This is a genomic window from Photobacterium sp. GB-210 (genome assembly GCF_003026075.1).
In the GTDB taxonomy this organism is placed as follows: Bacteria; Pseudomonadota; Gammaproteobacteria; order Enterobacterales; family Vibrionaceae; genus Photobacterium.
On the sequence record NZ_PYNU01000001.1, the window covers coordinates 1 to 20296 of the forward strand.

Consider the following 20296-nt stretch of genomic DNA (forward strand, 5'->3'; position numbering starts at 1 on the left):
TTAAGTCTTTAAAATAACTACAGGGGTGTAGCTCCAATTGGCAGAGCAGCGGATTCCAAATCCGCGTGTTGGGAGTTCGAATCTCTCCACCCCTGCCATCTTCAAGAAAGCCTCGTCAGAAATGACGGGGCTTTTTTACGTCTGGATATTATTAGCTCCGCTATGTTCTTTTTAACTCTCGTTTATTGATTTCTTTTATTGAATGTAAATTATCATTGTATTTACTCTTCAATGTATTCTGCTGTTGATATTGTATTGCTTGGTGTAAAAGCAAAAAAGGAGGGGTATGATTACGCTTATAAGCAAAGAGATTGACCTATCGCTAACAATAAAATCTCGAGCTTAGGTAAGATTAAGTGATAATCTAGTGCTGCTAACATTGATCAATCAAGGAGAGTTCATGCCTCATCTTCGTTTCCGTGCTGTAGAGTTTGATGCAGTGAAAACATTATCAACAGATCTTGTTGATGAACTTCAACCACTTATGTCATGTCCTCGCGAAGATTTTACTCTAGAGCATATTCCGGCATCTTTTATCTTTGACGGAGAAGTATCTGATGCTTACCCGTTTGTAGAAGTTTTGTGGTTTGAGCGCGGACAAGAAACGCAAGATAAAGTTGCAGCGGTAATAACCGCTTCTATACGTAAAGTACTGGATGATAAAGATCAGGATGTTGCCGTCATTTTTACCGCATTAACGGCAACCGCTTATTATGATAATGGCGAACATTATTAATATTCCTCTCTAAAACAGATATTCAAACGTTTAAGTATTCATTTTTATAAGTCAGCTTATATCCAATAGGCTGACTTACTCTGTTTAAGGGGTAGTATGGCACGTTATACAAAAACGAAGCTTGTTGCTGGTGTCGGGGTGGTGGCAGGGGCGTTAGGCCTTGGGGCTTTTAATGCTTCTTTTGATATATCAACCCAACCTGATGTTACTAATGAGGTCTTTGCTCCACACCTCTCGTATCGTTGTATGGAAAGTGTTATTGCGCCGCCATTGGATATTGATGGTGAATTAACGGTAGCGGTCTGGAACATCTATAAACAACAACGCAGTAATTGGCGTAAGGCTTTAGAGTCTTTTTCAGCAGGAACGGATTTAGTTTTACTGCAAGAAGCGAGCTTAAATACTGATTTAAAATCATACCTTGATGATAATAGCTGGATGGTACGGATGGCGAATGCTTTTCGTTTCCTAGATACGCCGGCAGGGGTGATGAATTTATCTCGAGTAGACTCTAAGCAGACGTGCGCTTATCTAGCCATGGAGCCTTGGTTACGATTACCAAAGTCAGCATTGTTATCAGAGTTTTCGCTTTCTAATGGGCAAACACTGGTTGTTGTGAACTTGCACGGTGTGAACTTTGCATTAGGGCTTGATGAGTACAAAGCACAGCTCAATAGTTTAAAAAATGTGTTGTCCAATCATGTTGGTCCAATCATTTTGGCTGGGGATTTTAATACTTGGCGTCAGGGGCGGATCAAGGTGCTAAAGTCGTTTGCACATTCATTAGGATTGAAAGAAGTATCATTTGCAGATGATCAACGTATTCGTATCTTAGGCAAGCCACTTGATCATTTGTATTATCGTGATTTAACGTTAGTTAAATCAGAAGCACCAAGAACTGATGCTTCTGATCATAATCCGCTACTTGCATCCTTTAGGTTGAAGTAACAAGGCGAGCGACGAAGTTGTTAGGCCACAATAATCAGTAGTGGCCAAACGATAAGTGTTAATGCCCAAGGTAATACGGCAACAATAATTGCTTTAGGACGATCAAAGTCAGTCCAAGCGCCTACAGCTGCATAAGTGAGTGCAATATACCAAGGCGCTAACAATGGTATTGTGGTCGCAAACGGTGCCCATGGATTGTTTAACGGTAACTTTAATAGCCCATTAATGCTGTTTAAATCAGCGGCATTGGGCAGAATATTTGCAGAATTAAAGATAACATTTATATAACTCGCAATATCACCAATAAATGCAGGTAACATGATAAAGCAAGAGGCTGCTAACCATTTACCGTAACTGTGTTGATATTGACTTCCTTTAGTGGCCATTTTTAACCATAATGCCAGTAGAAAAATAACCGCAGTTCTGCCTGAAAAATCGCTAAATACTTCTCCTGCTAGTAATACTTCTTTTGTTAACCACGCTTGTTTTACGGATTCATCCACACTACCCAGTTGGCTTTGTAAGGCTTGCTGTAACCAAGGTAGATCAACGTGATTAAAGTAACTCCCCCATAAGATAAATGAGCCTAAAATAATGATGATGTAGGGTAAGAACGCCCACTTTGGACGTTCATAAACCGCTGCAAAACAATCAATCGGCGAACGGAAAAGATCAACAAGAGCAATTAATGGATTTTTGGACGGTGTCATGCTTTAACCTTGCTTGTATCTATAACCAGTTTAAGTGTTTGGCCCTGTTTTAGATACTTTTTACTATTGAGATTATTCCATTTTACTATTTGTTTTACTGTCACTTTGTGACGTTGTGCAATAACACTTAAACTATCGCCATTTTTTACTTTATAGCTAATTGTTTTGACTTTATTGGTTGATTTTCCAGTACTTGTCGATACTTTATTATCAGAAACTTTTAGTTTTTGACCTAAATGTAACGTTGATTTCGTGGAGAGTTTATTCGCTTTCGCTAGTGCGTTAACAGAGGTGTTGTATTGACGTGCAATTGTCCACAAGCTATCACCTTTACGAACGGTATGGTGTGTGTGAGCAACCGCATTGCTGTGCTGAGTACGAACTAAGGCATAACTTGATGATGGTAGTTTCAGTTTTTGGCCAATGCGTATATTGCTTGTTTTGAGGTGGTTTGTTTGTTTAATCGCACTGATTGTTGTGTTATGACGAGCTGCTATTACACCTAAGCTATCGCCAGACTTAACTGTGTAAGTCGTAGTTCTTAAGGCTTTATTCCTATTATTAGCTAATGCGCGATTAAATTTATTGACGCTGTTTATTGGCAATAATAAATCGTTTAACCCATTAGGTGCCGTAACGCCTCGACGATAAGCCGGATTTAGCGCTTTTATTTCAGCTGTGCTGATACCTGCAAACTTTGCTGCAATATTAAGATCGATTTGTGTATTGGGCTTAACTATTGCAACCGCAGGTTTGTTACTAATTGCGGGTAATGTGATGCCGTATTTTTTCTGATTTTTGATAATATCAGCAACAGCATAAAGTTTAGGCACATAACTACTGGTTTCATCCGGTAGATCTAAATCCCAATAATCGGTTGATTTACCAAGCGCTTTATTTTTCTTAATGGCATTAAATACTCGGCCTTCACCGGTATTGTATGCAGCCAGTGCGTACTGCCAATTACCATCAAATTTTTTATTAAGATAAGTCAGTAGATTTAATGCAGCATTTGTTGATTTCACAATATCGCGACGACCGTCGTACCAACTATTTTGCTTTAAGCCAAAGCGACGACCTGTATCGGGGATAATTTGCCATAAACCTGCCGCTGCCATATTAGAGTAGGCGTTTTGATCAAATGAGCTTTCTACAATAGGCAGTAAGGCAATTTCTAATGGCATACCGCGTTTCTCAACTTGTTCTGTAATGTAGTACAAGAAAGGTTGAGCACGCTCTGCAATGATTTCTAAATTGCGAGGGTGTTCTAAGTACCAGTTACGGTAATAACGGATACGTTTATTATTTGGGATGTGGGTATCGATTTGCATGCCAATGCGATCCCAGACATTTTTTTGTTGTTGGGGTGTAATTTTTTTTACTTCTGAAGTTACCTTGTCTGGTTGGGATTCAAACAAGGGGGGAATGACTTCATTTGTCGGTTTTACAACGACGGTATTTACATCGTTAGTCTCGGCTTTTTTGGTGATAGGCTGTGATGTTTCACAGCCAACTAATAAAAGCACGCTTGCTAAAAGAATCCGTGATTTCATAACTGTCGTCTATTGCTAAAGTGGCTGGAGATAATACGTGTCCAACCACCTTAGTGACAAGGTCTAGTATGTTAAAACTTATCTTTCCAACGTCGAAGTGCTGCGAAAGTCTCAAGATCGGAGTTATCATATGCTTTATCAGCAACAGAACGCTTGATGCTAGGTTGATCGCAACGTAAAAAAGGATTGATGCGTTTTTCTTGACTTAGTGTTGATGGAAGCGTTGATTTTCCGTTGGCACGAAGTCGAATCACTTTATCGCGGTATTGCTGTAGGTGGGGATTATCTTGCTCAGCGACAAGAGCAAAAGCGAGATTACTTGCGGTGTATTCGTGAGCACAAAAAACTTCTGTTTCATCAGGAAGGCTAGCAATTTTTTGTAGTGAATCGAACATTTGTGCTGGCGTGCCTTCAAATAAGCGTCCACAACCCGCCGAGAAAAGGGTATCACCACAAAAGAGTTTTTCATCCCCGACATAAGCGACATGACCTAAGGTATGGCCTGGAACACTAAGCACCATAAAACGTTCACCAAAAATATCCACTTGGTCGCCATCTTCTACTGGCTGCGTTAGCCCAGGGATTGGCTCATTAACCGGTCCAACGACTTTCGTTGATGGAAAGCGGCGTTTGAGTTCACTGATCCCCCCGATATGATCATGATGATGGTGAGTGATTAAAATCGCATCAAGGGTAAAACCGAATTTATCGATGGTTTCTAAAACCGGAGTTGCATCACCGGGATCGACAACGACACAGTGATTATCTTTGTTGTGAATGAGCCAGATGTAATTGTCATTAAATGCGGGTATGCTTTTAACTGTTAGCATGAATTTCTTCTCCAGCCTTATTCAAGTGTTGAGCAGTACTATTATGAAGCCAGCGCGTACAGTAACACATATTGAAGTGCCTTATTCTTGGTCTAATGTGACCAATGGTGAATGGGCGGCACAATTATTACAAGCTCGAATCGATGAGTGGTGTCCGAAGCTGTTTGGTTACCATATGTTAAAGCTTGGTGGCTTAAGTGCAGAGCTGACCAGTCACCATTGTAATATCCAACATCAAATTAGTGTAGATAAATTCAGTAGTTATCGTAACGTCGAGGCTGAATCTTTTGAATTGCCCTTTATTGAAAAGTCATTTGATGCGTGTTTGCTTATTCATCAGCTCGATTATTCAACGGATCCTCATCGATTATTGCGTGAAATTGATAGAGTTACTGTTGATGATGGCTACCTGTTACTTAGTGGTAATAATCCATTAAGTGTTAATGGGTTTTGTGGATTATTGCCGTGGAATAGAAAAAAAGCGCCATGGAATGGACGAATGTATTTATCCTCTCGAGTGATTGATTGGCTTAGGTTGTTAAACTATGAGGTGATATATCACGAAACATTTGCGGTATTACCTTCTACGCGTCATTTAACGTGTTCAGCATGGCTGGAAAATATCTTATCAGAACCCTTATCTGCAGTCGGAAGTTTGTACTTTATCGTGGCTAGAAAGCGTACTTTTCCATTAAAGCCGATAGAACCAAAATGGAAAGTGAGACGTCAATTGGCTCCGTTACAAGTAAATTGTCGTACCGAAGCCTGTAATAAAATGGAGAAGAGAGATGAGGCGTATAAAAAGTCAAACTAATTGGCTTGGTAACCTTCGTCAGTAAAGGTGGGTTTTTCTGCCGCGGCTCTAGCTAATACATCGCAACGTTCATTTTCTGGATGACCCGCGTGACCTTTTACCCAATGCCATTGCACCTGATGACGTTGGGTTTCTGTGTCTAAACGTTGCCATAAATCTGCATTTTTTACCGGCTTTTTATCGGCTGTTTTCCAGCCCCGTTTTTTCCAATTATGGATCCACTGGGTAATTCCTTGACGCACATACTGGCTATCAGTGGTAAGATCAACTAAACATGATTCCTTAAGGCTTGCTAACCCTTCAATGGCTGCAAGTAGCTCCATTCGATTGTTAGTTGTCATGAAAAAGCCGTCACTTAATTCTTTTTCATGTTGCTTGTACCTAAGTACTGCGCCATAGCCACCGGGACCTGGATTACCTAAACAAGAACCGTCTGTGTAAATTTCTACCTGCTTCATCATATTTGGTAGTATTGCCCTAGATAAAAACTTAAGTCTGACACATAAGCCACTATGAAAGCCACTAACCAACGCATTATTGTATTTGATACAGAAACTACCGGTATGAATATGACGGGCCCGCATTATGAAGGGCATCGGATTGTTGAAATTGGTGCGGTTGAAATCATTAACCGTAAATTAACCGGTAAAACATTCCATGTTTATATCAAGCCTGATCGCCCAATCGATCCTGAAGCGATTGATGTTCACGGTATTACGGATGAGTTCTTAATCGGTAAGCCGAGCTATGCTGACATCCATCAAGAGTTTATCGACTTTATTGATGGTGCAGAGCTGGTGGCTCATAACGCATCGTTCGATATTGGCTTCATGGATTATGAATTCCAGTTAATGGGATCTGATCTTAAGAAAACGGAAGATATCTGCAAAGTAACGGATACCTTGGAAATGGCAAAACGCCTCTTTCCTGGTAAACGTAATAACCTTGATATTCTTTGTTCACGTTATGGCATAGATAACTCGCATCGAACGCTCCACGGGGCTTTGCTCGATGCCGAGATCCTTGCTGATGTTTACTTAATGATGACGGGTGGTCAAACATCATTGAAATTAAGTGGTGATAACGAAGGGGATAGTGAGAAAGAATTTGCGATAAAGCGTTTAGTCGGAGAGAGAAAAGGGCTAAAGGTTATCTGTGCTTCTGCCGATGAATTAGTTTCACACGAAGAAAGACTCGATTTGATCGGAAAAAAAGCTGACGTTCTTTGGCGTCTGTAGGAGAGTTATGCTGAAGCGGTTATTAATATGTATGGCTGTCTGGCCATTATTTGCTTGGGCGCAAGATAATGATCGGATGACGTGGCTTGATAACCGTTTCCGTGTGGATCCAACAATAAAGCAAGTGTCTTTCATGGTTAAACGAGAGCAACCAAGTCGCCCTGTGGTGTTGGTTGCGCCGGATGGCACGAAATATTACTCCAGTCGTCATCCTAAGCATGTTTCTTGGTATTCTGAAAATGATCTCGATATTATTTCGATTGATGAGCCAATGGCTGGACCTTGGCAAGCAATTGGACGTGTGTCGCAAGATAACCGTATTACCTTGCTGTCTAATCTTCGCCTAACAGCTGACACGTTGCCGCAGAATTTATACCAATCTGAAGTGTTAAAGTTCTCAGCAAAACTGTTGCAGAATGACCAACCTTTAACCGTCCGTGACTTTTTAGATCGGGTTAAATTACGTGTGTCATTTTACCCCTATATATCGAAAGAGCAGCAACTCGTTCATGATGTACAGCCTGAGCCAATAGTGGTGGGTAATTTTGAAGATAATGGTCAAGATCGTGATGAAGTGGCAGGGGATGGTATCTTTACTGTTTCTCTTCCTGTAACGGTTGCACCGGGTAAATACCGGGTTGTGATTAAATCAATGAATGGTGTTTTTACGCGAGCCATAGAGCAAGAAGTATTAGTTTACCCTAAACCGTTTTCTGCCACTCTCATTAGAAGTCATAAGCCGCAAGAACCTCACCAGTTAGTCGTATTACCACAAGATGATGCGTTGGTCGCAGGATCGTTAGCTGCTTATATTCGCTACGGTACACCAAAGACCAAGCAGCAAATTATTCAGCAACGAACATTACCAAATGAAACTAAGCTGTCGATGAGATTACCTTTTGATGGTGAGGCGGGGAAATATTCGTGGGAAGGTTGGATCTATGGTACTGATCGTTTGTATCAACGCGAGCTGATATTTCCGTTAGTTGAGAGCCATTTTGCGGTGATTAATAATATTCGTTCAGAAACTCATGTTGAGATCACGCCTATCGATAAAGCGGAACTTGAACGACAACAGATATTGAAAGAAATTGAATTGCAAAAAACCTCACGTGAAAAAACACTTAGCGTGATGGTAATGGGGAATATAGCGGTAATCGTATTGGTCATTAGTGGAATATGGGGCTGGCGAGTATTTAAAAAGCGTCGAAAAGAGAAAAAAGAAGCCCTTGTTTTACCCTTATAAACAATGGTCAGAGAACAAAGAAAAGGGAAGCGCTAGCTTCCCTTTTGTATTTTTAACTGACTTCAAACAACGAAATATGTCGTGCTTAAGCCGCGTGATTGATTGAGTAATCAGGGTTTGTCTTTGCTGCTAATTGTTCAGGCTCAAAGTCATCAACATTAATCGTACGTAAACGACCTAATTCTGCACGGCGCAATAACTCAGCTTCAGCATGTTCAATTACACCGAGTTCAAGCCCTTTATCTGCAACATTACCTAACTGTACAAACGGATATTTTTTGTTCGCAGCTTTACACACTCGATCATAAATCGGCTCAGCGGCAAGAATATCGTTAAGTGCAGCTTCCATCATACCGACTGGATTCCCTTCAGATGCTTCTAAGAATTGACCTCGACCTAGGCGATCTCGAGTTTCTGATGGTGTTTGTGCTAAACGAGCAACGGCATGATCTAAGTTATCACTTGGTTTGATACGACGTTGACCTAATGGGAACAATACAACACGTAGTGCGCCAGCAATGAACTTATTAGGGAAGTTACTTAGGAAGTCATCAAGGGCTGTTTCTGCTTGGTATAATGAATCCTGTAGACCCCAATGTACTAATGGAAGATCTTGCTGTTGATAACCATCATCGGCATAACGTTTTAGTGTTGCTGATGATAAATAAAGCTGGCTAAGCACATCACCTAAACGGGCAGATAAACGCTCTTTACGTTTTAATGAACCACCAAGCACAGCCATAGAAATATCAGCCAGTAGAGCAAGGTTAGCACTGTAGCGGTTGAGTTGTTGGTAATAACGTGTGGTTGCATCTTTACGTGGTGCGGATGAACCGTAGCCATCGGTAATACCTAACCAGAAAGAGCGTGCCATGTTACTTATCACGAAGCCAACATGCGCAAATACGGCTTTATCAAAGCTCTCTAAGGCTTGTTTTTTATCATCATTATAAGCAGCGTTCATCTCTTCTAACACATAAGGGTGACAACGGATGGCGCCTTGTCCAAAGATGATCATTGAACGTGTTAGAATATTCGCTCCTTCAACGGTGACTGCAATAGGTGCTCCTTGATAAGCACGAGCAATAAAGTTGCTCGGTCCCATACAGATCCCTTTACCACCGACAATATCCATCGCATCAATCACACCGCGTTGGCTACGATGGGTACAATGGTATTTTACAATCGCAGAGATAACGGAAGGTTTTTCTCCAAGATCGATACCCGCGACGGTTAGAGTACTGGCTGCATCTAAGACATAAGCATTACCCGCAATACGTGCAAGTGGCTCTTCAATCCCCTCCATTTTACCAATAGGCATTTTAAATTGTCGACGAATACGAGCATAAGCGCCTGTTGCGATTGCTGCGGTTTTTAATCCACCCGTTGAATTAGACGGGAGCGTAATACCGCGACCCACCGATAGACATTCCACTAGCATACGCCATCCTTGGCCTGCCATTTCCTGACCACCGATAATAAAATCAATAGGAACAAAGATCTTGTTACCTTTAGTAGGACCATTTTGGAATGGTACATTAAGAGGGAAGTGACGACGGCCAATCTCAACGCCCTCTAGATCGGTTGGGATCAATGCACAAGTGATACCCAGATCTTTTTGATCTCCGAGTAAGTTGTCAGGATCCGATAGTTTAAAGGCAAGACCTAGTACCGTAGCCACCGGTGCTAGAGTGATGTAACGTTTGTTCCATGTTAACTCCATCCCAAGAACTTCTTCGCCTTGCCACAGACCTTTTTTCACAATACCGAAATCTGGGATAGAACCAGCATCTGAGCCTGCTTCTGGGCTAGTTAAGGCAAAACAAGGGATTTCCTGGCCAGCTGCTAAGCGGGGTAAATAATGGTTTTTTTGCTCTTCAGTACCATAGTGTTGAAGCAGTTCACCTGGACCTAGTGAATTAGGCACACCAACGGTTGATGATAATACCGCAGAAGCACCGGTTAATTTTTGCAGTACTAAAGATTGGGCATAAGCAGAAAACTCAAGTCCACCATATTGCTTTTTAATGATCATGGCGAAGAATTTATGATCTTTTAAGTATTGCCATACTTCGGGTGGTAGATCGGCAAGTTCATGGGTAATTTGAAAATCATTCACCATGCGGCAAAGTTCATTTACTGGTCCATCGAGAAAAGCTTGCTCTTCTGCTGAAAGGGTTGGTGCAGGGATATCATGGAGCTTTTTCCAGTCTGGATTACCACCAAATAAATCAGCTTCCCACCACACTGTACCCGCATCGATTGCTTCTTTTTCGGTACGAGACATTTCTGGCATAACACCTTGAAAGGCTTTTAACGCAGGAGCGGCGAGATATTTTTTACGTAAGGCTGGGATATTAAGAGGAATCGCAATCGCAGCGAAAATTAACCAACTAATAATACCTGTAATGGAAAAAACAGTACCAATTAATAGTGTTGCAGCAATTACTGCCGTAAAGGTTTTTAACGACGCGCGATGATACGCCAATATGAACATAACACCGATAAAACCAATGACATACGCAAGCGTAACCATAGTGATTCTCCTTAATCTGTATAGTAAGACTACTTACACATCATCAAGAATAATCGAGCGACACCTGATTTCATGATGAAGAGTTCAGTACATTGCTACACATTTTATTGTTAATTGTAGGGTAATTATTATTAAGGTAAGAGGTCTTACCACTTTTAAATTATTGTAATGCGTTTTTTAACAAAATGTAAAATAGTTTTTTGATATGAAAGTAAACTGTTATGTGTACAAAGTGGGCTGAGGTCAGGTTATTAAAGGGATTGATCGAAATCATTGTGACTATTTTTTTTACTTGCAGATTTTTAGCAGAGCGTTAACATACGCCGTGTTGTGATACTGTTCACGTTATTTTGAGTGGTTGAGTTCTGACCATCTGTACTGAATGGTATTTCCCTTTGTTGCCTTTCCCGATTCCGACTGACACATGCCCGCCGGACTCCCTTACATCGGGTTGACATCAATTCCTGTTTATCAAATGTACGCAAAGTACAAGAGGTCTTGTTGTGTTGTTATTTCATGCTTTATCACAGGCGTGGAAGGATGGTTATTCCTTCTCTAAATTTCGTGCCGATATTGTATCGGGTATTACGGTCGGTATTGTGGCGATTCCATTGGGGATGGCATTAGCAATTGCTGTCGGTGTGCCACCACAACATGGATTGTATACCGTCATTGTGGCGGGCTTTTTAGCGGCGTTATTAGGTGGTTCACGATTTAATATCACAGGCCCAACCGCAGCCTTTGTAGTCATCCTTTTACCGATCACTCAAAAATATGGCTTATCAGGCTTAATGTTAGCGACCATGATGTCAGGCATTATCCTGTTATTGATGGGCGTTTTCCGCTTAGGACAGCTGGTGGCGTATGTACCATACCCAGTTACCACCGGATTTACTGCCGGTATCGGTTTTGTTATTGCTTTTTTACAACTTAAAGATTTATTAGGCCTACATCTTCAAGGTAGCCCAATCCATTTTCCTGAAAAAGTGATGTCGTATGCCCATGCACTACCTACCACGAACTATGCTGACGCGATTGTCGGTGTGGTCACCATTTTTGTTTTTATTGGCTGGGCGAAATTAAAAACGCGTATTCCACCCCATTTAGTTTCATTACTGGTAGGGACGGTTTTAGCTTTAGCATTAAATAAATTTGGCCCTGAGCATGTGACTTTGCTGGGTGAAAAATTTAGCTACACCATTGGTAGCCTTGTGGGTCATGGTATTCCACAAGAAGCACCGCAGTTTATTGCGCTGTGGAAGTCCAATACATTTAATTGGGCCACCGTAATTGAATTAATGCCTTCAGCATTAACTATCGCGATGCTAGGTTGTATCGAATCACTATTATGTGCGGTTGTAGCAGACGGTATGACAAGTAAAAAGCACAATCCGAATGCAGAGCTTGTCGGTCAAGGGATCGCGAATATTGTCGTCCCTTTCTTTGGCGGAATTCCAGCAACAGCGGCGATTGCTCGCACAGCGACCAATATTCGCTCTGGTGCGTTTTCACCGATATCTGGTATGACGCATGCGCTTTTTGTTTTAGCTGCGATGATTGTATTAGCACCAGCGCTATCGTTTGTTCCGATGAGTGCGTTGGCTGGCTTACTGATCATGGTTGCGTGGAATATGTCTGAAGCACCTCACTTTGTGCATACATTAAAGGTTGCACCTCGTCGTGACGTTGCCGTCTTGATGACATGCTTTATCTTAACCGTTGCATTTGACATGGTTGTCGCTGTTATTGTCGGTTTATTACTTGCGGGCGTGTTATTTATTCAGCGTATTGCGACATTAACGACAGTTACGATTTCACATGATGAGCATCCACATCTCAACTTTGGCGGTGATGTAGTGGTTTATGATATTAATGGCCCATTATTTTTTGCTGCGAGTGAGAAAGCTTTTTCTGTTATTGAACATGCAACGACAGAAACGCGTGCGGTTGTGCTCGATTTTAGTGATGTATCAACCATTGATATTACGGCGATTCATGCCTTTGATATGGCGTTAGATCGCTTGTCTGAGTTACCTGTCTATTTATTAGGTACGCAGCCGCATGTTGAACGTAAACTCTACCATGCTGGAATATTTGAAGCTGAGAATGTGCATTTAGCTCACTCTGTTAGTCAATTACAGCAAGTTTTACTGATTAATTCTCACAATCATTCTGATCAGGAGTCGACACTGTAAGTTATTTGTATGTAAACTGCGAATAACGGTGTATTTAAAACATCAAGCGGGTATTTACCCGCTTGATTTGTATCTAAAGAATAATAGAGAGAATCGCTTATGTATCAGGATCTGATCCGCGCTGAATTAACAGATGCAGCTGATGTACTCAATCGCTTTTTAAGTGATGATAAAAACCTTGCAGATATTGAGGCGGCAGCAAAGCTATTGGCTGATTCCTTTAAACAAGGCGGTAAAGTATTGTCTTGCGGTAACGGCGGATCGCATTGTGATGCAATGCACTTTGCTGAAGAACTAACAGGTCGTTACCGTGAAAACCGCCCTGGTTATCCTGGTATTGCGATTTCTGATCCAAGCCACTTATCGTGTGTAAGTAATGACTTCGGTTATGAATACGTATTTTCACGCTATTTAGAAGCCGTTGGCGCTAAAGGGGACGTATTATTTGGGCTGTCTACTTCTGGTAATTCAGGCAATATTTTAAAGGCAATTGAAGCGGCAAAGGCCAAAGGCATGAAGACAATAGCCTTAACCGGTAAAGATGGTGGTCAAATGGCTGGCTTAGCGGATGTTGAAATTCGTGTTCCTCACTTTGGTTATGCGGATCGCATTCAAGAAATCCATATTAAGATTATTCATATTTTAATTATGCTAGTGGAAAAGGAAATGGCAGCAGAATAAGCCTTAGGTCATTCTGGCTATCGATAAGTATCGTTAATCAATAATAAAGGGCATAAAGGAAAATGTGTGAATTGCTAGGCATGAGCGCAAATGTGCCAACAGATATTTGTTTTAGTTTTACGGGATTAATGCAGCGAGGAGGCAATACAGGTCCTCATCGCGATGGTTGGGGCATTACGTTTTATGAGGGTAAAGGTTTTCGAACCTTTAAAGATCCGAATCCAAGCTGTCAGTCCCGTATTGCTGAATTAGTCCAACAATATCCGATAAAAAGTCGTGCAGTGGTGAGCCATATTCGCCAAGCTAACCGAGGAGCGGTGAATTTAGAAAACACCCATCCTTTTACGCGCGAGTTATGGGGTAATTATTGGACGTTTGCTCATAATGGTCAGCTAACGGGTTATGAGAGTTTAGAAACAGGTCGTCATAAAGCGGTAGGTGATACCGACAGTGAAATTGCTTTTTGCTGGTTACTCAATCAACTTGAGTCTAGATTTCCAGAATTACCTGACGATTTAAACCCAGTATTTAGTTACTTTGCTCAGTGTTGTGATCAGTTACGTCAGCTTGGCGTTTATAATATGCTGTTAAGCAATGGTGAGTACGTACTTACCTATTGCACTAATAATTTACATTGGATCACGCGTCGAGCACCATTTGGACAAGCATCATTAATTGATGAAGATGTCACGATTGATTTTAAGCAAGAAACAACTCCTGATGATGTTGTGACAGTTATCGCTACTCAGCCATTAACCAATGATGAAAATTGGCACAAAATGGCAACAGGCGAGTTTATTGTGTTTCACTTTGGTGAGCCTGTTTTCAACCAGTTAGTGGCTGAAGGTAAAACAGAATAATGGTTATTTTCTGTCACTATTGAAGTGGTATTATCTGCAATAGTAAAAAGGCGATCTTACGATCGCCTTTTTTATTGTGCTGCATATCCTTGAGCGGGGAGTTCAATACCATCTAGGATAGCTTTGCCGTCACTACTCATGGTCAAACGATTTTCCGCTAACCATTGAGTTACAAGTGGATAAATAGCATGTTCTTGCTTTTGAACACGAGCTGTTACTTCTTCAACGGTGTCATTGTCAAAAATAGGCACTCTGGCTTGTAAAATAACAGGGCCGCCATCCAATTCTTCTGTTACGAAGTGGACACTGGTGCCATGTACGTCATCGCCAGCATCCATCGCTCGTTGGTGAGTATTTAAGCCGGGATACTTAGGAAGGAGTGATGGGTGAATATTTAGCATCTTTCCTTTAAAGCGACGAACAAAGTCTGCGCTCAAAATACGCATAAATCCGGCTAAAATAACCACATCGGGTTTGAACTGTTCAATACAATCCGCTAAGGCTTCGTCATATTGTTCACGGTCAGCATACTGATTAGGCGCAATATGTATCGCTTCAATATTGGCATTACGCGCACGTTCTAACCCATAAGCATTTTCTTTATTTGAGATCACAGCGGTTATTTGACTGTTTTTAATCAAACCTGCACTGCATGCATCGATAATCGCTTGGAGATTACTTCCGCTACCTGAAATAAGGACGACGATATTTTTCATATTTGGTACTACCATTTATTGAAAGGTTATCGGTATGTAGATAGCAGAATGAGGACATAGCGTCCTCATTCTTTTTATTACGAGTCAGCACTGTTGAGAGTTATTTGATCTCGACTTGCTCTTCGTTATCAGCAGCGTTTGCAATTTCACCTAGTAGCCATGCGTTTTCGCCTTCAGCGTTTAGGATATCAATGGCTTGTTGTGCTTGATCTTGTGGAAGGGCAATGACAAGGCCAACACCACAGTTAAACGTACGGTACATTTCGTAAGTTTCGACATTACCTGCAGTTTGTAGCCAGTTGAAGATGGCAGGCCATTGCCAGCTTGCGCCATTTACAACCGCTTTTGTGCCTTTAGGAAGTACACGTGGGATATTTTCCCAGAAACCACCACCTGTAATGTGTGAAATAGCATGTACGTCACAGCTTTCCATCATTTTTAGCGTTGATTTAACGTAAATTTTAGTTGGTGTTAATAGATGTTCAGAAAGTGTTTTACCTTCTAATTCTTGATTCAAATCGGCATTGGAAACGTCAATGATTTTACGTACTAATGAGTAACCGTTTGAGTGTGGGCCGCTTGAACCGACAGCGATAAGTGCATCACCAGCCGTCACTTTTGAGCCATCGATGATATCTGCTTTTTCAACAACACCAACGCAGAAACCTGCCACGTCATAATCTTCACCGTGGTACATACCCGGCATTTCAGCAGTTTCACCACCAATTAGAGCACAACCTGATTGGATACAGCCTTCGCCAATACCTGTTACAACACTTGCTGCTGTATCAATATCTAACTTACCGGTTGCGTAGTAATCAAGGAAGAACAGAGGTTCAGCACCTTGAACAATAAGATCGTTCACACACATAGCAACCAGATCGATACCGATTGAATCGTGTTGGTTTAAATCCATAGCCAAGCGAAGTTTAGTTCCTACACCATCCGTGCCTGAAACTAAAACGGGCTCTTTATATTTGGTTGGTAGTGAACAAAGTGCACCAAAACCACCAATTCCCCCCATAACTTCTGGGCGATGAGTACGTTTTACCACCCCTTTAATACGGTCTACTAATGCATTACCGGCATCGATATCAACACCAGCATCTTTGTAACTAAGAGAAGAGTTTTTGTCGCTCACAGATGATCCCTCAACGTATTAAAGTAAAAAAAGCGAATACATGATAACAGCAGTCACCGTCTAAAGGAAAACGTTTGCGTCAATTTTTTTAGCTGGATATTAAGTAAACAGTTAAACGTTTACTACTATCTGAAATCGTTTGGCTTAGTATATAATAATGCGATTTTATTTTTTAATTGCTCAGGAGTCAGAGATGAAAGTCGTTGAGGTAAAACACCCACTGGTTAAACATAAGATTGGTCTTATGCGCGAAGGTGACATCAGCACTAAGCGTTTCCGTGAGTTAGCAACTGAAGTTGGTAGCCTACTGACATATGAAGCGACTTCAGACTTCGAGACAGAAAAAGTTACGATTGAAGGTTGGAATGGTCCAGTAGAAATTGACCAGATCAAAGGTAAAAAAGTAACGGTAGTACCTATTCTGCGTGCTGGTCTTGGCATGATGGATGGCGTACTTGAGCATATGCCAAGTGCACGTATCAGCGTTGTTGGTATTTACCGTGATGAAGAAACGCTTGAGCCTGTTCCATACTTCAACAAGCTAGCATCAAACATTGATGAGCGTATTGCGCTTGTTGTTGATCCAATGCTAGCAACGGGTGGCTCTATGATTGCAACACTGGATTTGTTAAAAGAGCACGGTTGTACGCAATTTAAAGTACTAGTATTAGTAGCAGCACCTGAAGGTATTGCTGCATTAGAAAAAGCACACCCAGATGTTGAGCTATACACAGCTGCAATTGATGAGAAGCTAAACGATAAAGGTTATATCGTTCCTGGTTTAGGTGATGCTGGTGATAAAATCTTCGGTACTAAGTAACTTAGTAGCCAAGATTAAAATAAAACCGGACATGACGTCCGGTTTTTTATTTCTGAAAAGTGCTAAATATTAAGGTAAGTAATTATAAGTACTCGGTATCTTCGATTTGAGCATTGTCTACCGCATTATTCTCGCTCAAGTCTTTGGGGAAATTAGGTTGAGTACAACTGCAACAATACCGCTCATTACAGGTGCTAGAATCGTATTGCAATACGGCTCTTAATTTACCGACAAACGCTAATACCAATGCTGTTATCGTCGCTCATGTGATGATCACAGGATAAAAGGGTTTCGTTAACATTACCCCTCTCGTGACTTCTGACTCAGTCGTATTTGTTGGATCGGCAATTAAGAGATGCGACAATAGTGGCGATACCATTCCCCGCCACAATGTTAATTTTGTAAACGCTACTATTTCTCACTAGAGAATATTTTTCAGCAAATGGTTTGTTTCTTGCCTGTTGTATTGTGTTGGTTCAGGAAAAAGTACATATTGTATAGCTAATTAATTTTAGACTATGTGGCTATACTGAATATCAATGAGTCTTTAGGTCTTTTTGATTATCTTTTTATCTTTTTATCTTTTGACGACTTATTTTTGTAAATTACGAGTGCGATATGTTGCGATTTGCGTTGTTATTTTTAGCTCTACTGGCTTTACCTATTAAAGCGGCTACTGTCAGTGATTTATATCAGGCTCAAGTAGTGATGCCTACTGATGGGCAAACCCCCGATCAAGCAGCAAGAGAGCAAGGCTTTAAGCAAGTATTAGTTAAAGTGACTGGTAATCCGAACATTACCCAAAATAGTGTTGTGGCTCAGGCGATAGCGAACAGTTCAAATTACGTCAGCCAGTTTGGTTATGGCCAATATAATGGACAGAAGACGCTAGATTTAACCTTTGATAAGGTACAAATTAAGCAGCTATTAACACAAGCTAAAGCGAATTTTTGGAGTGCTCAGCGTCCTAATATTCTCGTTTGGATGGTTGATGATAACGGTAATAGCCGAGATATTTTATGGGATCAATCAACCAATGCACTCGTCGCTGATACCAAACAAGCCGCAAATGATCGTGGTCTACCCGTTACTTTCCCAGTGGGTGATTTTAACGATGTTACGGCAGTACACGTATCCGATCTTTGGGGGAGTTTTATCGACACCATCACTAGCGCAAGTCAACGTTATAATGCGGGTGGTTTATTGTTAGTAAAAGCTCACCAACAAGACGCAGATAAGGTTGAATTAACATGGCAACTGTATGCTCAACAGCCTAGTACGATTGCAGCCGATACTCAACCTATTACCGGCAAAGCGAGCGGTACATTGGCACAAGCTAGCCGTGATATGATGAATCAAGTGACAAACCACTTAGCACAGAAATATGCTATCGAATTAGGTAGTGTCGCGTCAGGCAGCGTTAATATTGAAGTGGAGAATGTTAATTCAACAGAAGACTTTTTTACGCTTGAACGTATGCTTAATCAGATGACGACAGTAAGTAGTGCTAATGCGGTAAATATTAAAGGTGATAAGGTGATTTTCCGTATGAACTTATCAGCATCTGATGCTGAGTTTAAGCGCGAATTGAGCCATGAAAGTCGTATTAGCGCCGATGATTCTACTGTTACTAATACTAAGGCAACGACAATGCCAAATACTGATGTGAACCAAGATCCTAATACGTTGGATGTCACAGCGACACAATCACAGTCGCAAACTCAACCTGAAAACTATGTTGCACCTGATGACATGTATATATGGCATAACTAAAATCTGGTGTTAATAACAATAATTAAGCCCTCACGATGAGGGCTTTTTAATATCTCATTATTAGAGAACGAGCGATTGGTTCAATCTTCAGGTGGTTCAAAACGTTCGCGTTCTTGTCGCTCCACTTGCGATAGACGCTGGAGTTTTATGCCGAGTTCTTTTGCTCTTACGCGTGCAAAAAGTATGTTACTGAGAAAGGCTATGGTTACGAGTAGTAGCTCTATGCCTGCTAACCCGCGTTCTCCTTCATCAATAGTGAGTAGCGTTAGAGCATGCAGGAAATAAAACATTAAAATGAAGTTAGACCATGCGTAAGTATAAGGTTTTGCAGCTAACATCCCACGTAATGGCAATAGTAAAGGAATGATCCAAACAACAGCCATTACCCAGTTATTAATATGTGGGTGGGGAGAGAGGATCGTTTGCCATAACGCGACCCATAGCATAAGAGTTAAATTCGCGCAGACGGCAAAGCGGTGAATATATTGTGTTTGCGGTTGCATCGGAGGCATCGAATATCCCTTTTCGTTTGCCATATGAGTTAACGCTGAAGTTGCATCGCGGTTAGTGCAAGCCGTTTACCGAGAGCTTGTGCAAGTTCAATTTCATCACTATGGAGCTGCTTATTAGTACCAATGTTGAGATGTGAAGCCCCATAGGGAGTACCTCCATGTTGCGTGGTATGCAAAGTGGGTTCGGAATAAGGGATCCCAACAATTAGCATGCCGTGATGCAGTAACGGTAACATCATCGATTGTAACGTTGTTTCTTGACCGCCATGCATAGAGGATGATGAGGTAAAGACACAGGCTGGTTTATCGATTAATGTACCTGATAACCATTCTTGGCTAGTACTATCAATAAAGTGTTTTAATGGCGCAGCCATATTACCAAACCGAACAGGGCTTCCCATTGCTAAACCAATGCATTGTTTCAGATCGTCATGATTGACGATTGGATCAAGGGGCGATTGCTGAAGATCATTTGTGTCGATTTCAGCAACCGTTCTTAGCACTGCTTCACAACCGGCTACTTGCTCAATACCGCGACCAATATGTCGTGCTAACTGACGTGTATTACCATGACGGCTGTAATAAAGAACTAAGATTTTATGCATTATAAAATATCCAACACTTGCTCTGGTGGGCGACCTAATGCCGCTTTTTCACCACTTACTACAATTGGACGTTCGATTAGTTTTGGATGAGTACTCATTGCAATGAAGAGTGCCTCATCAGATACGTCATTATTACCGAGTCCCAGTGTTTTATAATCCGCTTCTTTGGTACGCATCATTTTACGCACAGAGTCCAAGCCCAGTTGGCGGTATAACGTTTCTAGTTCCGCGACGCTTGGTGTTTGTTCTAGGTATTTAATGATAGTCGGTGTGATCCCTTTTTCTTCTAATAGCGCCAGTGTTTCACGGCTTTTAGAGCAACGAGGATTATGATAAATAGTGACTGACATGTCGTCTCCTAACTGATGACTGTATTAGCTAG

General features: G+C 41.3%; 20 protein-coding genes and 1 tRNA gene. 11 read left to right on the forward strand and 10 right to left on the reverse strand.

Going from position 1 to position 20296, the window contains the following annotated elements; all coding sequences use genetic code 11:
- Positions 1 to 21: 21 nt before the first annotated feature.
- The 3 genes from C9J38_RS00005 (at position 22) to C9J38_RS00015 (ending at position 1684) form a co-directional block, all read left to right on the forward strand.
- A tRNA-Trp gene (locus C9J38_RS00005) sits at positions 22 to 98 on the forward strand.
- A gap of 302 nt (positions 99 to 400) precedes the next feature.
- Complete coding sequence (locus C9J38_RS00010; protein ID WP_107205344.1) at positions 401 to 736, forward strand: DUF1904 domain-containing protein; 336 nt, start codon at positions 401 to 403, stop codon at positions 734 to 736.
- A gap of 96 nt (positions 737 to 832) precedes the next feature.
- A complete protein-coding gene (locus C9J38_RS00015) occupies positions 833 to 1684 on the forward strand; it encodes an endonuclease/exonuclease/phosphatase family protein (protein ID WP_107205345.1) in 852 nt (283 codons plus the stop codon).
- 20 nt (positions 1685 to 1704) lie between these two features.
- Here C9J38_RS00015 and C9J38_RS00020 read toward each other — a convergent pair whose 3' ends face one another.
- The 3 genes from C9J38_RS00020 to gloB form a co-directional block, all read right to left on the reverse strand.
- Complete coding sequence (locus C9J38_RS00020; RefSeq protein WP_107205346.1) at positions 1705 to 2394, reverse strand: YIP1 family protein; 690 nt, start codon at positions 2392 to 2394, stop codon at positions 1705 to 1707.
- On the reverse strand, positions 2391 to 3947 hold the full coding sequence (locus tag C9J38_RS00025) for a LysM peptidoglycan-binding domain-containing protein (RefSeq protein WP_107205347.1): 1557 nt from the start codon (positions 3945 to 3947) through the stop codon (positions 2391 to 2393). Before C9J38_RS00025 ends, C9J38_RS00020 begins: the two co-directional genes overlap by 4 nt.
- 71 nt (positions 3948 to 4018) lie before the next feature.
- Positions 4019 to 4777 (reverse strand): hydroxyacylglutathione hydrolase, encoded by a 759-nt coding sequence (gloB, locus tag C9J38_RS00030; RefSeq protein ID WP_005363468.1) that lies wholly within the window; start codon positions 4775 to 4777, stop codon positions 4019 to 4021.
- A gap of 43 nt (positions 4778 to 4820) precedes the next feature.
- Here gloB and C9J38_RS00035 point away from each other — a divergent pair, with 43 nt between their 5' ends.
- Positions 4821 to 5591: a methyltransferase domain-containing protein gene (locus tag C9J38_RS00035; protein ID WP_107205916.1), complete on the forward strand. Its 771-nt coding sequence runs from the start codon at positions 4821 to 4823 to the stop codon at positions 5589 to 5591.
- On the opposite strand, the gene rnhA is transcribed toward C9J38_RS00035, so the two are convergent.
- Complete coding sequence (gene rnhA, locus C9J38_RS00040; protein WP_045084816.1) at positions 5588 to 6052, reverse strand: ribonuclease HI; 465 nt, start codon at positions 6050 to 6052, stop codon at positions 5588 to 5590. The genes C9J38_RS00035 and rnhA overlap by 4 nt on opposite strands.
- Before the next feature lie 51 nt (positions 6053 to 6103).
- On the opposite strand from rnhA, the gene dnaQ reads away from it, so the two are divergent.
- Positions 6104 to 6829 carry a DNA polymerase III subunit epsilon gene (gene dnaQ, locus C9J38_RS00045; protein WP_006647095.1) on the forward strand — a complete coding sequence of 242 codons (726 nt, stop codon included), beginning with the start codon at positions 6104 to 6106 and terminating at the stop codon, positions 6827 to 6829.
- A gap of 7 nt (positions 6830 to 6836) precedes the next feature.
- A complete protein-coding gene (locus C9J38_RS00050; protein WP_233218456.1) occupies positions 6837 to 8075 on the forward strand; it encodes a TIGR03503 family protein in 1239 nt (412 codons plus the stop codon).
- Positions 8076 to 8160: 85 nt separating this feature from the next.
- Here C9J38_RS00050 and fadE read toward each other — a convergent pair whose 3' ends face one another.
- Positions 8161 to 10611, reverse strand: a complete 2451-nt coding sequence (gene fadE, locus C9J38_RS00055; protein ID WP_107205349.1) for an acyl-CoA dehydrogenase FadE — start codon at positions 10609 to 10611, stop codon at positions 8161 to 8163.
- Positions 10612 to 11114: 503 nt separating this feature from the next.
- Here fadE and dauA point away from each other — a divergent pair.
- The 3 genes from dauA (at position 11115) to C9J38_RS00070 (ending at position 14347) form a co-directional block, all read left to right on the forward strand.
- Positions 11115 to 12806 carry a C4-dicarboxylic acid transporter DauA gene (gene dauA / locus C9J38_RS00060; protein WP_107205350.1) on the forward strand — a complete coding sequence of 564 codons (1692 nt, stop codon included), beginning with the start codon at positions 11115 to 11117 and terminating at the stop codon, positions 12804 to 12806.
- Positions 12807 to 12905: 99 nt separating this feature from the next.
- Entirely contained in the window at positions 12906 to 13487 is a 582-nt protein-coding gene (lpcA, locus tag C9J38_RS00065) for a D-sedoheptulose 7-phosphate isomerase (RefSeq protein ID WP_006647091.1), read from the forward strand.
- Positions 13488 to 13549: 62 nt separating this feature from the next.
- Positions 13550 to 14347, forward strand: coding sequence for a class II glutamine amidotransferase (locus C9J38_RS00070; RefSeq protein WP_107205351.1), 798 nt, complete (start codon positions 13550 to 13552; stop codon positions 14345 to 14347).
- 71 nt (positions 14348 to 14418) lie between these two features.
- On the opposite strand, the gene purN is transcribed toward C9J38_RS00070, so the two are convergent.
- Positions 14419 to 15063, reverse strand: coding sequence for a phosphoribosylglycinamide formyltransferase (gene purN / locus C9J38_RS00075; RefSeq protein WP_107205352.1), 645 nt, complete (start codon positions 15061 to 15063; stop codon positions 14419 to 14421).
- 100 nt (positions 15064 to 15163) lie between these two features.
- Positions 15164 to 16204, reverse strand: a complete 1041-nt coding sequence (gene purM / locus C9J38_RS00080; RefSeq protein WP_107205353.1) for a phosphoribosylformylglycinamidine cyclo-ligase — start codon at positions 16202 to 16204, stop codon at positions 15164 to 15166.
- Between the two features lie 193 nt (positions 16205 to 16397).
- Here purM and upp point away from each other — a divergent pair, with 193 nt between their 5' ends.
- Positions 16398 to 17024, forward strand: coding sequence for a uracil phosphoribosyltransferase (gene upp / locus C9J38_RS00085; RefSeq protein ID WP_045129097.1), 627 nt, complete (start codon positions 16398 to 16400; stop codon positions 17022 to 17024).
- A gap of 618 nt (positions 17025 to 17642) precedes the next feature.
- Complete coding sequence (locus C9J38_RS00095; protein WP_107205354.1) at positions 17643 to 18797, forward strand: DUF2066 domain-containing protein; 1155 nt, start codon at positions 17643 to 17645, stop codon at positions 18795 to 18797.
- An 80-nt stretch (positions 18798 to 18877) separates the two neighbouring features.
- Here C9J38_RS00095 and C9J38_RS00100 read toward each other — a convergent pair whose 3' ends face one another.
- From C9J38_RS00100 to arsC, 3 genes are read right to left on the reverse strand one after another with little or no spacing between them, the layout of a single operon-like run.
- Positions 18878 to 19309, reverse strand: a complete 432-nt coding sequence (locus tag C9J38_RS00100; protein ID WP_107205355.1) for a DUF2069 domain-containing protein — start codon at positions 19307 to 19309, stop codon at positions 18878 to 18880.
- 29 nt (positions 19310 to 19338) lie between these two features.
- The gene (gene wrbA / locus C9J38_RS00105; RefSeq protein WP_107205356.1) at positions 19339 to 19914 is read right to left on the reverse strand and encodes an NAD(P)H:quinone oxidoreductase; all 576 of its coding nucleotides are present in this window, start codon (positions 19912 to 19914) and stop codon (positions 19339 to 19341) included.
- Positions 19914 to 20264: an arsenate reductase (glutaredoxin) gene (gene arsC / locus C9J38_RS00110; RefSeq protein ID WP_107205357.1), complete on the reverse strand. Its 351-nt coding sequence runs from the start codon at positions 20262 to 20264 to the stop codon at positions 19914 to 19916. The genes wrbA and arsC overlap by 1 nt, the downstream gene beginning before the upstream one ends.
- Positions 20265 to 20296: the final 32 nt, after the last annotated feature.

Excerpts from the sequence above, each read along its gene's own strand:
- C9J38_RS00010 (WP_107205344.1), top strand. The coding sequence starts at position 401 with ATGCCTCATCTTCGTTTCCGTGCTGTAGAGTTTGATGCAGTGAAAACA.
- C9J38_RS00015 (WP_107205345.1), top strand. The coding sequence starts at position 833 with ATGGCACGTTATACAAAAACGAAGCTTGTTGCTGGTGTCGGGGTGGTG.
- C9J38_RS00020 (WP_107205346.1), bottom strand. The coding sequence starts at position 2,394 with ATGACACCGTCCAAAAATCCATTAATTGCTCTTGTTGATCTTTTCCGT.
- C9J38_RS00025 (WP_107205347.1), bottom strand. The coding sequence starts at position 3,947 with ATGAAATCACGGATTCTTTTAGCAAGCGTGCTTTTATTAGTTGGCTGT.
- gloB (WP_005363468.1), bottom strand. The coding sequence starts at position 4,777 with ATGCTAACAGTTAAAAGCATACCCGCATTTAATGACAATTACATCTGG.
- C9J38_RS00035 (WP_107205916.1), top strand. The coding sequence starts at position 4,821 with ATGAAGCCAGCGCGTACAGTAACACATATTGAAGTGCCTTATTCTTGG.
- rnhA (WP_045084816.1), bottom strand. The coding sequence starts at position 6,052 with ATGATGAAGCAGGTAGAAATTTACACAGACGGTTCTTGTTTAGGTAAT.
- dnaQ (WP_006647095.1), top strand. The coding sequence starts at position 6,104 with ATGAAAGCCACTAACCAACGCATTATTGTATTTGATACAGAAACTACC.
- C9J38_RS00050 (WP_233218456.1), top strand. The coding sequence starts at position 6,837 with ATGCTGAAGCGGTTATTAATATGTATGGCTGTCTGGCCATTATTTGCT.
- fadE (WP_107205349.1), bottom strand. The coding sequence starts at position 10,611 with ATGGTTACGCTTGCGTATGTCATTGGTTTTATCGGTGTTATGTTCATA.
- lpcA (WP_006647091.1), top strand. The coding sequence starts at position 12,906 with ATGTATCAGGATCTGATCCGCGCTGAATTAACAGATGCAGCTGATGTA.
- C9J38_RS00070 (WP_107205351.1), top strand. The coding sequence starts at position 13,550 with ATGTGTGAATTGCTAGGCATGAGCGCAAATGTGCCAACAGATATTTGT.
- purN (WP_107205352.1), bottom strand. The coding sequence starts at position 15,063 with ATGAAAAATATCGTCGTCCTTATTTCAGGTAGCGGAAGTAATCTCCAA.
- upp (WP_045129097.1), top strand. The coding sequence starts at position 16,398 with ATGAAAGTCGTTGAGGTAAAACACCCACTGGTTAAACATAAGATTGGT.
- C9J38_RS00095 (WP_107205354.1), top strand. The coding sequence starts at position 17,643 with ATGTTGCGATTTGCGTTGTTATTTTTAGCTCTACTGGCTTTACCTATT.
- C9J38_RS00100 (WP_107205355.1), bottom strand. The coding sequence starts at position 19,309 with ATGCCTCCGATGCAACCGCAAACACAATATATTCACCGCTTTGCCGTC.
- wrbA (WP_107205356.1), bottom strand. The coding sequence starts at position 19,914 with ATGCATAAAATCTTAGTTCTTTATTACAGCCGTCATGGTAATACACGT.
- arsC (WP_107205357.1), bottom strand. The coding sequence starts at position 20,264 with ATGTCAGTCACTATTTATCATAATCCTCGTTGCTCTAAAAGCCGTGAA.